At 41.8% G+C, this 15,637-nt stretch carries 11 protein-coding genes; 10 read left to right on the top strand and 1 reads right to left on the bottom strand.

Annotation, left to right across the window (positions count from 1 at the left end; genetic code table 11):
- The first annotated feature begins 106 nt into the window (after window positions 1-106).
- The 9 genes from F597_RS0101535 (at window position 107) to F597_RS22525 (ending at window position 12,458) form a co-directional block, all read left to right on the top strand.
- The gene (locus F597_RS0101535) at window positions 107-3,409 is read left to right on the top strand and encodes a TonB-dependent receptor (RefSeq protein WP_081624303.1); all 3,303 of its coding nucleotides are present in this window, start codon (window positions 107-109) and stop codon (window positions 3,407-3,409) included.
- Between the two features lie 10 nt (window positions 3,410-3,419).
- Window positions 3,420-5,405 carry a RagB/SusD family nutrient uptake outer membrane protein gene (locus tag F597_RS0101530; RefSeq protein ID WP_026327006.1) on the top strand — a complete coding sequence of 662 codons (1,986 nt, stop codon included), beginning with the start codon at window positions 3,420-3,422 and terminating at the stop codon, window positions 5,403-5,405.
- 169 nt (window positions 5,406-5,574) lie between these two features.
- Window positions 5,575-6,834 (top strand): glycoside hydrolase family 183 protein, encoded by a 1,260-nt coding sequence (locus F597_RS0101525; RefSeq protein ID WP_157278872.1) that lies wholly within the window; start codon window positions 5,575-5,577, stop codon window positions 6,832-6,834.
- 304 nt (window positions 6,835-7,138) lie between these two features.
- Window positions 7,139-8,203 (top strand): aldose epimerase family protein, encoded by a 1,065-nt coding sequence (locus F597_RS0101520; protein WP_157278869.1) that lies wholly within the window; start codon window positions 7,139-7,141, stop codon window positions 8,201-8,203.
- 11 nt (window positions 8,204-8,214) lie between these two features.
- A complete protein-coding gene (locus F597_RS0101515) occupies window positions 8,215-9,144 on the top strand; it encodes a hypothetical protein (protein ID WP_019537941.1) in 930 nt (309 codons plus the stop codon).
- A gap of 19 nt (window positions 9,145-9,163) precedes the next feature.
- Window positions 9,164-10,510: a sugar porter family MFS transporter gene (locus F597_RS0101510; RefSeq protein WP_019537940.1), complete on the top strand. Its 1,347-nt coding sequence runs from the start codon at window positions 9,164-9,166 to the stop codon at window positions 10,508-10,510.
- A gap of 83 nt (window positions 10,511-10,593) precedes the next feature.
- Window positions 10,594-12,042 (top strand): DUF5106 domain-containing protein, encoded by a 1,449-nt coding sequence (locus F597_RS0101505; protein ID WP_019537939.1) that lies wholly within the window; start codon window positions 10,594-10,596, stop codon window positions 12,040-12,042.
- A gap of 41 nt (window positions 12,043-12,083) precedes the next feature.
- Window positions 12,084-12,260 carry a hypothetical protein gene (locus tag F597_RS22260; RefSeq protein WP_157278866.1) on the top strand — a complete coding sequence of 59 codons (177 nt, stop codon included), beginning with the start codon at window positions 12,084-12,086 and terminating at the stop codon, window positions 12,258-12,260.
- A 51-nt stretch (window positions 12,261-12,311) separates the two neighbouring features.
- On the top strand, window positions 12,312-12,458 hold the full coding sequence (locus F597_RS22525; protein WP_169337958.1) for a hypothetical protein: 147 nt from the start codon (window positions 12,312-12,314) through the stop codon (window positions 12,456-12,458).
- 279 nt (window positions 12,459-12,737) lie between these two features.
- On the opposite strand, the gene hcp is transcribed toward F597_RS22525, so the two are convergent.
- The gene (gene hcp / locus F597_RS0101495) at window positions 12,738-14,387 is read right to left on the bottom strand and encodes a hydroxylamine reductase (protein ID WP_026327004.1); all 1,650 of its coding nucleotides are present in this window, start codon (window positions 14,385-14,387) and stop codon (window positions 12,738-12,740) included.
- Window positions 14,388-14,598: 211 nt separating this feature from the next.
- On the opposite strand from hcp, the gene F597_RS0101490 reads away from it, so the two are divergent.
- Entirely contained in the window at window positions 14,599-15,264 is a 666-nt protein-coding gene (locus F597_RS0101490; protein WP_019537936.1) for a Crp/Fnr family transcriptional regulator, read from the top strand.
- Window positions 15,265-15,637 lie beyond the last annotated feature (373 nt).

Here is a 15,637-nt window from a genome sequence, read left to right as displayed (position 1 = left end):
TTAGTAACTCCGTAACAGTTATTCCCAGTCGACAAAGATATCCCTTAATCTAAAGAACAAGACTGTTAAACAGGTCTTCTCCGAAATAGAAAAGAACAGCGAATTTATTTTCTTTTATCAGGACGATATTCTCGATGTGAACAGGAAAGTTACGGTAAATGCCGATAACGGGACAATTGAACAGATCCTGAACGAGATACTCAGCGCTACGGGTAATACATATTTTGTTTCCGACCGTTCAGTTTACATTATAAAAAAAGCCTCGGATAATATTGTGCATGAAGAAAATGTTGTCCAACAACAAAAAAAGACAATTACCGGTACCATTACCGATAAAGATGGAGAATCCATTATTGGTGCCAATATTGTGGAAAAAGGGACCACAAATGGCACGGTAACGGATGTGAACGGGAATTTTTCTTTACAAGTGGAAGAAGATGCTACACTCCATGTTTCGTATATCGGTTATTTAGCTCAGGATATTAACACGATCGGAAAATCATTCTTCGAGATCGTTTTGCAGGAAGATACTCAGGCATTGGATGAATTGGTAGTGGTGGGTTTTGGTACTCAAAAGAAAGTGAATTTGACGGGAGCCGTGGGTACAGTTGATTCGAAAGTTCTTGAGGGTCGTCCGGTGCAAAATGCCACACAGGCTCTGCAGGGGTTGGTGACCGGGTTGAATGTTACCCAGACAAATGGAGCCCTTGATGACAAAACGTCTATTGATATCAGGGGGATCGGTACAATTGGCGAAGGATCAACTTCAAATCCGCTGATATTGATTGATGGGATGGAAGGAGACCTCAATGCGATTAACCCCCAGGATATTGATAATATTTCTGTGCTAAAGGATGCCTCATCGGCTGCTGTTTATGGTTCACGCGCTGCTTTTGGGGTAATATTGGTAACGACTAAAAAAGGGCAGGCAGGGAAACCAAAAGTTAATTATAACAACAGTTTACGATGGAACTCTCCTATATTGTTGCCAAAGATGGCTGATTCATACTCTTTTGCCCTTTATTTTAACGATGCGGATAAAAACAGGGGTGCATCAGGTTTCTTTAGTGAGGATTACCTGCAGAAGATTAAAGATTTTCAGGAAGGCAGATCAACCATAAACTTATCCAATTGCTGGGGTAATCCTCAATATTATGACGGATATTCCTGCGGTTATGATAATATCGATTGGTATAGAGCAATATTCAGAGAAACAGCCTTTTCCCACGAACATAACCTGAGTGTAACGGGAGGAACCGATAAAATAGGGTATTATTTGTCCGGTAATTATCTAAATCAAGACGGCCTACTGAATTTCGGGCAGGATCTTTTTGACCGTTTTGCCGGAACAGCCAAAGTAAATGTTCACCTTACAGACTGGGTTTCTGTAAACTATACAACAAGGTATATAAGAGAAAATCATGAACAACCATATGCATTAGGGAGCGGTGTTTATGCAAATATCGGGAGCCAGGGCTGGCCTAATTTACCCCTTTATGATCCCAACGGATATTTGTTCAGTTCGCCTTCACCTGCTCTTGGATTGCGCGACGGGGGCAGAAACAGGCAACAGAATGACTGGTTGTACCAACAGTTACAATTTACATTAGAACCGGTAAAAGACTTGAAAATATTCGGGGATTTGAATTTTAAAACGCATAACACTTTCATACATTGGGATCGCCAAAAATTATACAATCATGATGTTGACGGCAACCCTTATGAACATAATTCTAATACGGAAGTATATGAATATGCTCAGAAAGTAAATTTCTTCAATCCGAACATTTATACGGAGTATTTTCGCAGTTTTGCAGACAGTCACAATGTCAAAGTTATGGTCGGATTTCAGTCGGAAGTAAACTATACACGCAATTTGTCTGCAAAAAGATTGGGTATAATAGTTCCTTCGATCCCTACCATTCAAACTACTACAGGTATCGGGCCGGCGGGAGAGCCCGTCACTCCCGAGGTCAGTGGCATTTATTCTGATTGGTCAACCGCCGGTTTCTTCGGGCGATTAAACTATAATTATAAAGAAAAATACCTGTTTGAAACCAATTTGAGATATGATGGAACTTCCCGGTTCAGAGAAGATAAACGATGGAACTGGTTCCCGTCGGTTTCCGCAGGATGGAATATTGCCCGGGAACCATTCTGGCAGCCGCTTATACCTGTTGCAAATACTGTGAAAGTCAGAGTATCTTATGGTGAATTGGGAAACCAGAATACGAATAGCCTGTATCCCACTTATGTCACGATGCCGATAGGTATTACCAATGGTGAATGGCTGGTGAATGGCAATAAGCCCAATACTGCCGGAATACCTCCGCTGGTCAGTTCTTTATGGACATGGGAGCGTGTACGCAGCTATGATATAGGTTTAGATTTGGGTCTGTTTAATAACAGATTGACCGCGAGTTTTGATTATTTTATGAGATATACTTTAGATATGGTAGGTCCTGCGCCTGAATTACCGGCTATTTTGGGCATTGATGAACCCAGATTCAACAATACCGACTTAAAAACATGGGGGTTTGAATCTGATATAGCCTGGACAGACAGGCTTAATAACGGATTAGGATATAACTTTCGTTTCCTTCTTTCCGACTATCAAACGGAAGTAACACGATACCCCAACGAACAGGGCTTTATCTGGACCTACAGGGCGGGACAGAAACTCGGTGAAATATGGGGATATGAAACCATAGGGATTGCAAAGACGCAGGAAGAAATGGACGCCCATCTGGCCACTTTACCCAATGGTGGTCAAAATCCTTTGGGTGCTCAATGGGGAGCAGGCGATATAATGTATGCAGACCTTGACGGCAACGGAGAAATTAATGAAGGAGCCCAGACGGTGAATGATCCCGGTGACCGGAAAATAATTGGGAATAGTACCCCGCGTTTCTCATTTGGTTTTGATGTGGGTGCCGACTGGAAAGGCTTCGACTTTCGCGCTTTTTTCCAAGGTGTTATGAAGAGGGACTATTTCCAGGATAGTTATTTCTTTTGGGGTGCGACAAGCAGTATGTGGAGTTCCACCGGTTTGATAGAACACATGGATTATTTCAGGGATGACCCCAATCATCCGTTAGGGCTGAATATAGACTCATATTACCCGCGTCCGGTTTTTAATACGAGTAAAAATATACAGACTCAATCAGGATACTTGTTGGATGCTTCTTATATAAGGTTAAAGAATATACAATTAGGGTATACCTTGCCTACAGATTTCACTTCTAAATTCAGTATCCAGAGACTAAGGGTGTATGTTTCAGGCGAAAATATATGGACAGCAACAAAAATGCCGAAAATGTTCGATCCGGAAACCGTCGGCGGCGGGTGGAACGGTAGCGTTTATCCACTGTCGAAAGTATTTTCTCTCGGTTTAAGTGTTAATTTCTAAAATGAATGCAATGAAAACATTAAAAACATATTTATTCTCTATTACAAGTATAGTCGTACTTTTGGTAACGTCATGTAATGATTTCTTAGACAGAGAACCTTTGTCTGATATATCTCCCGACCAGTACCTGTGGGAAGAGGAGCAGCTTGGCGCGTATGCCATTAATCAGTATGATGCAATTCTCCCGACTCACACAGGGCGAACATTTGGTACCTTTGGTATTGACGCTGTAAGCGATAATATGACAGGAATGTCGTTCGACGCAAAATACGTACCCGGCGAATGGAGAGTACCTGCTTCCGGCGGTGAATGGAATTTTGACAATATCCGTAAAATAAATTACTTCCTTCATACGGTTGTACCCCGCTGGAAAGAAGGGTTGATTTCAGGTAATGCAAATTACATTGAACATTACATTGGCGAGATGTATTTCCTGCGTGCATACGAATATTTTTACCGTTTGCATACATTTGGTGATTTTCCCATCATCAGAGAGCCTTTGCCGGATATTATGGAAACTCTTGTAGAGTCAAGCAAACGTGATCCGCATACCGAAGTTGCCCGCTTTATTATTTCCGACCTAGACTCTGCAATTATGTTGCTTCGTAATAGTGGACCAAATGAAAATAAAACAAGGATTTCACAAAACAGCGCTTATTTGTTGAAGTCGCGCGTAGCGCTATATGAAGGCACCTGGCTTAAATACTTCAAGGGTACGGCTTTAGTGCCCAATGGCCCGGGATGGCCGGGTGCAGATAAAGATTATAATGCAAATTATCAGTTTCCGTCTGGTAGTATCGACGGAGAGATTGAATATTTTCTTAACCAGGCTATTGATGCTTCTAAGATAGTTGCCGAGGCAGTGGCGCTTGTTGAAAATAACGGAATAATTGAAGCCCTGGATAATACCAATCCTTATTTTAATATGTTCAGCAATGAGGACATGAATATATACAGCGAGGTTCTGCTTTGGAGACAATATAGCAAATCGCAGGGGGTTACCCATAATGTGCCGGTATATGCCGGAGGGAACAATGATGGTGTAGGTCTTACCCGTAGTCTGGTTGAAAGTTTTCTTATGGCATCCGGATTACCTATATATGCTGACGGCAATTATAGAGGCGACAATTCAATATCTGATGTAAAAGAAGGAAGGGACGGTCGTTTGGTTTTATTTTTAAAAGAACCGGGACAAAAAAATATTCTGAGGGAACACTCTGACGGCACTCATGCAATCCCTGTTGAACCGGTTCCTGCTATTGATAGATCCGTACATTCAGAGAAATATACCTCTGGTTATACCATTCGTAAAGGTTTGAATTATGACGCTAAACATTTTGGTAACGGATTGGGGTATACAGGTTGTCTTATATTCAGGGCTACAGAGGCATACCTTAATTATATCGAAGCTTATTACGAAAAAAACGGCGTGTTGGACGAAACTGCAGAACGTTACTGGAGGGCTATACGTAACAGGGCTAAGGTCGACAATAATTTTGGCGCTACAATAGCGGCAACCGATATGTCGAAAGAAACTAAAGACTGGGGAGCATATTCGGCAGGACAATTGATAGATCCTACGCTTTATAATATACGGCGTGAACGTCGTTGCGAATTAATGGCTGAGGGGTTCAGACACATGGACTTAAAACGATGGAGGGCTCTTGATCAGATGATAACCACGCCTTATCATATTGAAGGATTTAAGCTATGGAATAGCGACATGACATCCTGGTATACTTCTGAACAGTTGCAGTATGGCGATGCTACCCCAATAGTATCGAATCCTGTATTAGGAGACTATTTACGACCTTATGCCCTCAGTTCCACAACCCATTCATATCAGGGATGTAGATGGACTTTAGCTCATTATCTCACTCCGATTGCGATGGAGCATTTCGTAATAACATCTTCAGGAGGAGATTATGCCAATTCGCCGATATATCAAAATCCCGGATGGCCTATTCAGTCAGGTTTGGGTGCGACAGATCTTTGATATCCATTTTATTTTTTATAAAACATAAAGTCTTTTTGAAACTGAGAGTTCATAACGAATCATGAACTCTCAGTTATCAGATAAATTATCAGAAAGTAAGCATAATCTATACTCTTTGGGGCTGATTGGCAACAAAGTTTATAACAAAAAAGTAAATAAATTACAGAAGATGAAAATAGGTTTAAGGCTAATAGGTATAACTTTATTGATGGTTTTTTATATTGTTTCCTGCAATAACGCCAATCAGGATAGTAACTCCAATCAGGATAGTAAGAACCCGGCTGGAATTGATTTTAAGCGGGAAACGATAAAACGTGTAGGCCATACAGGCGATAACTGGTGCATGACATGGCTCAAGGACGGGAACATAATGGTATCCATGGATGATGGAGACTGGTTAAACGAAGGACAGGAATATCATCATAACGTATACCGGCTAAAAGGAGGTAAGAATGATTTTACCATATCCGAAGTCCCAAATTATCCGAAGTTTAAAGACGAAGGCGAAGGATGGTTTGGCTATGGCATATATTCTGTGAACGGCGTGATATATTCGTTTGTATCAAGGACACAGAATGACAGGTGGTCAGGCCCTTTTAGAGGAATGAAACTCCTCAAATCGACAGATAACGGTGAAACATGGTATCGAGTCAACAGGTATGGTGAAACCCGTTTGATTGATCCCATGGATGAAGAAGCCAAAGAAGACATCTCAGAAAATGAGATGTTCTTTTGGGAAGAATATGGTTTATACCAGGATGGACAGATAGCATATCCGTTTTCATATTGTGCGTTTGTTGAACATGGACAAGACAATAAAGAAGCTAAAGACGACTATCTATACATCTATTCCCCGGAAGGCGCACAGGCGCACAGATTATTATTGGCTCGTGTAAAAAATACGGAAATAGAAATACGTGATAACTGGGAATATTTCTCGGGTTGGGATAACGGCAATCCTACCTGGTCTAAGAATATAGAGGAACGTGATGCCGTTCATGTTTTCCCACAAAAGAACGGGAAAAATGAATATTTCGGTTGGTATTCATGGCTTCCGTCCGTTGTATGGAATCCGGGGTTGAGTCTTTATATAATGACTAGTGGCGGAACTTATGGCGGTCATCGTTTAACCGATTCCGCAAAAGATTATTATGACGCATGGATGCATACAAAAACAGGAAGCCTGGGCTTCTGGTATTCGGAAAATGCGTATGGTCCATGGAAAGAATTTTATTATACGGATTACTGGGTTGCCGACGATAAGGATAATCTGACATATCAACCCAAGTTGTCGCCGAAGTGGATCAGTGAAGACGGTACGGAAATGGTTCTTGTATGGTCTGACGCTATGAAAGATGAAACCGGGAAGACACATGCGATAAACTATCTGTGGAACCAGATGGATGTTGTAATTAAACTTAACAAATAGTAGTAAACGATTAAAATCGGAAAATAAATTCATCTTCCTGAGAATAAAATAGCAATAATTCTGTTTAGGATCGGCTGTTGAAATTTTAATCATGTGGGTGTTAATGCCCTCATCTTAGGATTACCATGAACATAGCGGCGGAATATTTGTGTCTGCACAGCATTGAGAGAGAGTACAATATAAATTGTAAACCGGGTAAATAATGAAACAGAATAAATATTGGGGTTTAATAGTACTTGTTTTACTGGGTGCGGTGTTGATATACACCCATTCAAAAAAAAATCAGCAAATAAAAACAGATAATATGGTTTTAACTAAAAAAATCTTTGGAATTGCACAAAATGGAGAAGAAGTGCATTCCTTTTTGCTAAAAAATAAGCACGGGGTCGAGATTGAGATTATAGAGTTTGGAGCCATAGTAAAGAGCATTATAGTACCCGACACTCGGCATGAATTAAAAGATATTGTACTAGGTTACGATGATCTCAAAGGCTACGAGGATGACGGTTATTATTTCGGTGCCACCATCGGCCGCGTGGCCAACCGTATCGGGAACGCAAGCATTGCTGTTGGGGGTATGACCTATCCATTGGCAAAAAACACGTTACCCGACTTCGGTCCCAACCATTTGCATGGAGGTGTCAAAGGGTTTAACAAGGTGGTCTGGAAGGGAGAAGGGTTTAGCAATGAATCCGGAACAGGAGTGAAACTGTCGTACCTTAGCCGTGACGGAGAAGAGGGTTATCCCGGCAATTTAAGTTGCCAGGTCGTTTATACCCTGAGTAATGACAGTGAATTAAAAATCAGGTATTTGTCTAAAACAGACGAGACGACCGTGGTGAATTTCACTCACCACAGCTATTTTAATCTGGCGGGAGAAGGCAACGGTACAATCCTGGAACAACAGGTAATGATCAACGCCAACAAATATACCGTGGCCGACGATGACCTGATACCTACCGGCGAAATCGTTGACGTAGCCAATCTTCCGGTTGATTTTCGAACACCCCGGACAATAGGCTCCCGGTTTGAAAAAATGAAAATGGCAAAATTCCAGGGCTATGACCTGAACTACGTGATTGACCATAATGAAGACCTGAATCCGGTATTGGCAGCCGTAGCCACTGATCCGAAAAGTGGCAGGATTCTCGAAGTATATACCACACAGCCCTGCATGCATTTTTACACAAGTAATTTTTTAACCGGAAAACCGGGAAAAGGAGGCAAGGCATACCTGCAAAATGGCGCTTTTTGTTTTGAACCCCAAGGATATCCCGACGCGCCTAACAAACCGAATTTCGAATCGATTGAATTGCAACCGGGCGAAAAATATGATGAAACAATTATCTATAAATTTCTGACAAAATAAATCCTATAAATATGAACCTGTCAATACCCCCTGCAAGTTCCGTTAGCGAAAGTGATTATCTCTACTTCATGGACACTTCCTGCAAACTGTTAAGAGAATTTCCACTGTATATGGCCGGGGCAGAGAGCGCCGATACGCTTGAAATAGCACATTTGATTCCCGCGGTTCCGGAAACCGTTCTCGCCATTTATATCGGTATCAATGATGTGGTGTGCAACAAAGGTCTGGTATCCCCTTTTCTGCCAAGGCATTCACACAACAACGTGTTTGTTTTCGACCCCCAGGTTTACAGTGGGGATACCGACGTTCCTACGGGAACAATCGATGCAAAAAAGATTATCAATGATTTTTCGCCCCCGAATGATTCATGGTCCCCGGATTGGACGTATGTGATGATTGCTGATCCTGGCCGTATGTTTGACAGTGTATGGAAAGAGAAAGGGTACATAGACATGATTCCTGCGAAATTCGAGGATTTCACGATGCTTTCGGACACTACCAAAAGCAAAGTATGCATATTTATCGACCCCGGGGCATTCGATCACCCGGTTAACAAGAACCGTCCATACCTAACTACCTCAAGGAAGAGAGGCGAACGGATGTTCCCGGATTTTATCATACCGGAGCAACTTGCCGGTGAAAACAAGGATCTGGTTCCCGTTGTATTGGAACAAGGGGAAAAGCTGTATGTGGCAAAGCCTGATTTCCAGCCATGCGACCACGGCTGGACCAATATCCATCCGCAAAACTCGGAATATGCGGTGGTAAACGAAAACTCTGCTGTACCGCTCAACCTTGTCATATCAAAACCGCCTGTTAATGAGAAGTACAAATCGAAGTTGAACCCGCCTTCTGGAAGTGCCGATTCAACAACTGATTGGTTCTACAGGAGCGATAAGGTTTTCAGAAAGCCCGTAAAAGCGGGGCATATCGGGGGCTAAAACCATAACAATACTAAGAATGAAACGCACATTAATATTATCAGTGATAGTAGCAGCCCTGGGGGGATTGTTGTTCGGTTTTGACACGGCTGTTATTTCCGGCACCACGGCATTGCTCGAAACAACGTATGATTTATCTCCTTTCCAGTTAGGTCTTACAGTGGCCAGTGCTTTGATAGGTACCATTATTGGGGCTTTGGCCATCGGCAAACCAACGGACAGATACGGACGGAGGTTTGTACTGTTCACGCTTGCCGTACTGTACTTTGTATCGTCAATCGGAGTCGCATTTGCCTGGGATTGGTATAGTTTTTTATTCTTCCGTTTTATCGGCGGATTGGGTGTTGGTGGCGCTTCGGTCGTGTCACCCATGTATATAGCGGAAATTTCGCCTGCAAAATACAGGGGACGCCTTGTCGCCACAGCACAACTGAACATTGTTTTCGGGATGCTGCTGGCCTACATGTCGAATTATTTCATTGCGTCACTGGAATTAGGGGATGTGGAATGGCGTTGGATGCTGGGTGTGGAGGCAATTCCCTCGGCGGTGTTTTTCGGATTGTTATTTTTAATTCCCGAAAGTCCGCGCTGGCTGGTGGCAAATGGATCTGTAGATGCAGCAAAAGAAGTACTCCTTGTATGCGGTAATGAGCCCGGCGTGGTAACGCAGGAAATTGCGGATATCAGGGCTTCCCTGGATTTGGAACGCCATTCCCTGAAAGAGCCTTTCTTCACGAAAAAATACAAGGTTCCGATCACGCTGGCCGTCATGTTGGCTTTGTTCAACCAACTGTCGGGGGTAAATGCCGTGCTCTACTATGCCCCCCACATATTCAACATGGCCGGTTTTGAAAAGAGCGCGGCGCTGTTGAATACCATGGGTGTTGGTTTGGTTTTTCTTGTTTTCACCATAGCGGCGATGTTCGTCATAGACAAATTCGGCAGGAAGCGACTCATGTTGATAGGATCTGTAGGATACATCGTGAGCCTGGTAACCATATCTGCAACTTTTTTCACCCTTGGGACAGACTTTACACAAACGGGGAGTTGGGTGGTGCTGGCCAGCCTGTTCCTGTTCATTGCATCACATGCCTTTGGCCAGGGTGCAGTGATCTGGGTTTACCTCAGCGAGATCTTCCCAAATAGGGTAAGGGCGAGAGGACAGTCATTGGGGACAACCACCCATTGGATTGCTGCAGCGTTCGTTTCATGGACATTCCCGCTTATAGCACAACTATCCGGAGGACTGACATTTGCTTTCTATGCCGTATGTATGGTCGGGCAATTGATATGGGTCATATTTTTCATGAAAGAAACCAAGGGAATTTCATTGGAAGCGATACAAAAAGAACTGGGTATAAAATAGGAAAGAAACCTTTTGAGGTATCAGGTAATGATTAAAAGAATAAGAGAATCTATCTCATGATGGTCATTAAACATATATGGTGCATGATATTATCCTTAGGGGTAATACTACCTGGATTTTCACAAGGATATGAGATTGCAGTGACGATTGAGAATATCCAGGATACGGTAATTTTGGGGCATTATTATGCTCGGGAAAATATATTCATAGCTGATGATACGTTGTTTCTGGATCATCTGGGTTCCGGAGTTTTCAAAGGAGATAAACCGTTGCCCAAAGGGTTGTATTTTCTTAAAATAGGGAATCATAAAATGGATATCATTATGGGGGACAAACAGCAATTTACCATACATTCTGATATATCAGATTTGATACATAATGCCCGTTTTGCTTCATCCTCAGAAAATGATATCTTTTATCAATTTCAACGTCATAATTTATCCATCACCAATAAGATACAGAAATTGACTGAACAATGGATAAAAGCTCCGACTAACGAGCAGAAAACAGCTATACAGGCAGAAATACAATCTTTGCACGGAAAAGAAAGAATAGCATATCTCAGCCAAGCAGTAAATTCCAATAAAGATACATATCTGAATAAATACCTGAGATCTCTTATGCCTCCCTTATCGACCCCGACTGTTACTGTGACTGACATGGAAGGGAAAGTGACCGATCCAGGTGATAGGTACGATTACTATAGAGATCATTATTTTGATAATTTCGACATATTTGATCCTGAACTGTTGCGTACACCTTATTATACTGATAGGCTTTTGGGTTATATGGGAGACGCAATACCCCAACATCCCGATACTATATGTGCAGAAACAGATAAGATATTGATAAAAGCACAATATAATGACGAAATATTTCGCTGCATCTTAATGACTCTTTTTAACTACTATGTAAAGAGTCCTGTAATGGTACATGAAAATGTATGGGTGCATATTGCCGAGAAGTGGTATATACCTTATGCCACATGGAGTAATTTTGAACAAATCGAGAGATTGCGATTTGAAGTAGCTCTGCGGAAACCATGCCTTGTGGGCAAATATGCTCCTCCTATAGAAAAGCTGATGTCGTTATCTCCCGAGCAGTTCGAGGCAGCAATAGACACGGCAATAAAATCCGACCTTAATACAGGAAGTATTATACAAGACTTCAGGCAAAGTGTAACAGCGAAATATACCGCGATCTTATTTTGGGACGTAGGTTGTGACCATTGCAAAATAATGATAGAAGAACTATATAAGGTATTTGAAGAAGGAAGAGACAAAGGACTACAGGTTGTTGCTATACAGGTAGCAAGTACAAAAAATTCGAAAGCTGAATGGATTGATTATATAAACAAACAAAAATTCTTAGGATGGATTAATGGATGGAGCCCCAATAGTGTAAAATACATGGGCTTATATAATATTACTACAGTTCCTGTTATATATCTATTAGATGATAACAAGAACATTATCGGAAAAAATTTGACTCCCGATCAGGTAAAAAGATTTATCGAAGCGTATGAAAAATAGAATGTTATTCCCTGCCGGCAGGTTTATCCCAGAGAAAGAAAATGATTTTCGAACACCTGATAGAAGAGAACAGGGAGTCCTTCACAGGAAAGGTGAAGGAGATCAGTCCATACCTGAGGATCGATTCCAACTGGCTGATGCTAGTAATGTGGTTCGAGACGGGTGGAATAGGTCAAATGTCTTTATGGAGGCTGTATCATTTAATTATCTTCCGATAAAATTGATAAGCCATATCTATGAAGACTTTCTGACAAATCGTTGTCTTGTAGATGAGATTAATTCTGCCTAAAGGGAATTACCAACTGGTGTTGATCACACAGTTTACCGGCACCAAAACATTACTGAAAGAACCTCGTTTGATATACATTCGAATATCCTCTTATCGTATAAGAACATTCAAAAAATCGGACAACTGAAAAGAGGAAATAATGATCTGCTTCTAATACTCCATCTTTCTACTCGACTGTTTTCAAACAGTTAATTCCTTTTTTCGAAAAGGTTGATCGGATTTTTTTGTTATAGATTTATTGATATGGGAAATGCGTAATATATTGAGATTGTTGTGTCCATAGTCTTTTTTTATAATACGGAATTAATCAATGATTATTGAATTCATAAATTCACAAATATTTTTTGTAATAAAAAAAACCGGCTTTGTCAGAGCCGGCTTTTCAACAATCAATTTTACCTTACTATCACGCACTTAAAAGTGTTTTCATATCTTCATCCACATTGGTGATACCTGCTATCCCGAAATTGTTGACCAATACGTTGACCACATTCGGTGAGAGAAATGCAGGCAGGGTAGGACCTAAATGAATATTCTTCACTCCCAGTGAAAGCAATGCCAACAGTACAATTACCGCTTTCTGCTCATACCATGCAATATTATAGGCAATAGGCAGATCATTCAGGTCGTCAAGGCCGAAGGCTTCTTTCAACGCCAATGCAATCTTTACCAGAGAATAGCTGTCGTTACACTGTCCGGCATCCAGTACACGGGGAATACCGTTGATCTCTCCCAAAGGCAGTTTGTTGTAGCGGTATTTTGCACATCCGGCGGTAAGGATCACTGTATCTTTAGGTAGCTTCTCTGCAAATTCGGTGTAATAGTTGCGCCCTTTCATACGGCCGTCACAACCGCCCATCACGAAGAACTTGCGGATAGCCCCTGTCTTTACGGCATCTACTACTCTGTCAGCCAATGCAATGACCTGGTTATGGGCAAATCCGCCGATGATCTCACCACTCTCTATTTCTGTAGGAGATGCGCATTTTTTTGCATGCTCAATCAGAGCGGAGAAATCTTTGGGTTGTCCGTCTTTGCGGTCTTCAATATGTTTGAACCCTTCAAATCCGGAAGCGCCGGTAGTATATACCCTGTCTCCGTAAGTAGAAGTTTTTCTGGGAGGAACGATACAGTTAGTAGTGAAAAGGATTACGCCGTTGAAATGTTCAAAATCCTCTGTCTGATGCCACCACGAACTACCGTAGTTGCCTGCAAAATGATTGTATTTTTTGAATGCCGGATAATAGTTGGCCGGTAGCATTTCACTATGGGTATATACGTCTACCCCGGTCCCTTCGGTTTGCTTCAGGAGCTCCTCCATATCTTTCATGTCGTGTCCGCTGATCAGGATGCCGGGGTTATTACGAACGCCTAAACTGACTTTGGTGATTTCCGGATTGCCGTAGCTCGATGTGTTTGCCTTATCTAACAATGCCATCACCTGCACACCGTATTTGCCGGTTTCCAGTACCAATCCTGTCAACTCTTCGACGTTCAATGAGTCGTTGGTTACATCCACCAAAGCACGCTGCATAAAACCGTAAATCTCATTCTCTTCATAACCCAGATTGAAGGCATGTTCAGCATAGGCAGCCATCCCTTTTAATCCGTAGACCGTCAATTCGCGGAGTGAACGGATATCTTCGTTTTCAGTGGTGAGAATATTTGTTTCCAATGCCTTTTCGGCCATCTCCTCTTCGGTATCTCCTCTCCAGAAGGCTCCCTCAAAAGTGATTCCTTCTTTATTGCCACCTGCGGAAAGCAATCGCTCTTCGGCGGCATTTCGCATTTCATAAGCCAATAAAATACGTGTGATAAAACGGCTCTTGTCGAAGTTGGCATTGGTGATGGTCATGAACAGACTATCGGTAATAAACTTATTGATCTGGGGAATCTCTATTCCCAATTCCCTTAAACGAACAGTGTAGTGGGAGATACCTTTACACAGGAACATCAATAGATCCTGCAGGTTGGCCACATCAGGCGTTTTCCCGCAAAGACCTTTTACGGTACAACCTTGGTTTTTACTCGTCTCCTGACACTGATAACAAAACATTTTTTCCATATAATTCAGATGATTGATTTATGCAATTGTTTATTGCAAAGGTATTGGACTATCACAACAAAAAGTGTAACCGTAGTTACACCCCTTGGGATTAACCGATTTTGATAGCTGTAGATTTTACCTGTTCTATTTCCATTTCTGTTCATCGATGCGGTTTGCAACAGAAAATCATGTAATTTTGTATTAAAACGATAAAATGGCAATGTCTGGTTACAATATATCTTCTTGTCCGCTTTTCTTTCGTCTCTCCGAAGAGGAGATAGATGAAATCCTGGAGCGTTCCGTATCTGAAGTACGGGAAGTCGATAAAGGAAACTACGTGGTTCGGCAGGGCGATCCCGTCCAGTTCCTTTATCTGTTGATGGATGGCCTGGTGCGAACTGAGATGGTGACAAAAGAGGGAAATGTACTGGAAATAGAGTTTATCGAGCCGGTCAGACCGTTGGCTCCTGCTTTTCTGGTTGCCGCCGAAAACCGTTATCCGGTAGATGTGATCACTGCTGAGAAAAGTACTTTTTATGTGATCCCAAAATCAATGTGGATGAAGGAGATGATGTTGAACGAGATGCTGATGACCAATTTTATGAAGGTCACTTCCAATATGACCGTTTTTCTTTCGAAAAAGGTACAGATGATGTCTATCAAAAGCCTGAAAGGAAAATTATCTCTCTATATACTGGAAAACACAACTCCGCAAAACAATTCTTTCCTGTTAAGACGTACCCAGACCCAACTGGCGGAATATTTCGGTGTACAACGCCCCTCTTTGGCACGCACCCTGGGAGAAATGATCAGGGAAGGGATGATCTCTCTTTATAAAAGAGAATTGAGAGTGTTAAACAGGGGGAAACTGGAAGAATTGGTGTGAGTCATCCTGCCGTCGGAATTTCTGTAAAGGGAACTTTTGAAAAAGAAGCGAAAAAGGCCCTTTACCGGTTAAAAAAAGTCAATAATCTCGTCCTAAGTAAGGATCATCTTCGTATATTTTGCCCCTTCAAAGAAAATATTTATACCTTTGCTATACCGGAAATCGTTTAGCAACAGTTGTGAGTGCTTATTATGAATCTGTTTTTCAGCCTGTTTTGCTAATCCGTTTCTGTTTATCGTTTAAAGTTTAATATACCCTGTAACTGGGTAAAAACCGGAGAATACGATTATTCGTAGCTCAATTTTTGAAATCAATTCGAAGATTAAAAAGAGAAAAGTACCCACGTACGTATTGAACATGTTTAATTCCGATG

It is taken from the genome of Proteiniphilum acetatigenes DSM 18083, assembly GCF_000380985.1.
Lineage (GTDB): Bacteria > Bacteroidota > Bacteroidia > Bacteroidales > Dysgonomonadaceae > Proteiniphilum > Proteiniphilum acetatigenes.
This window is presented reverse-complemented; position numbering and strand designations above follow the sequence as displayed.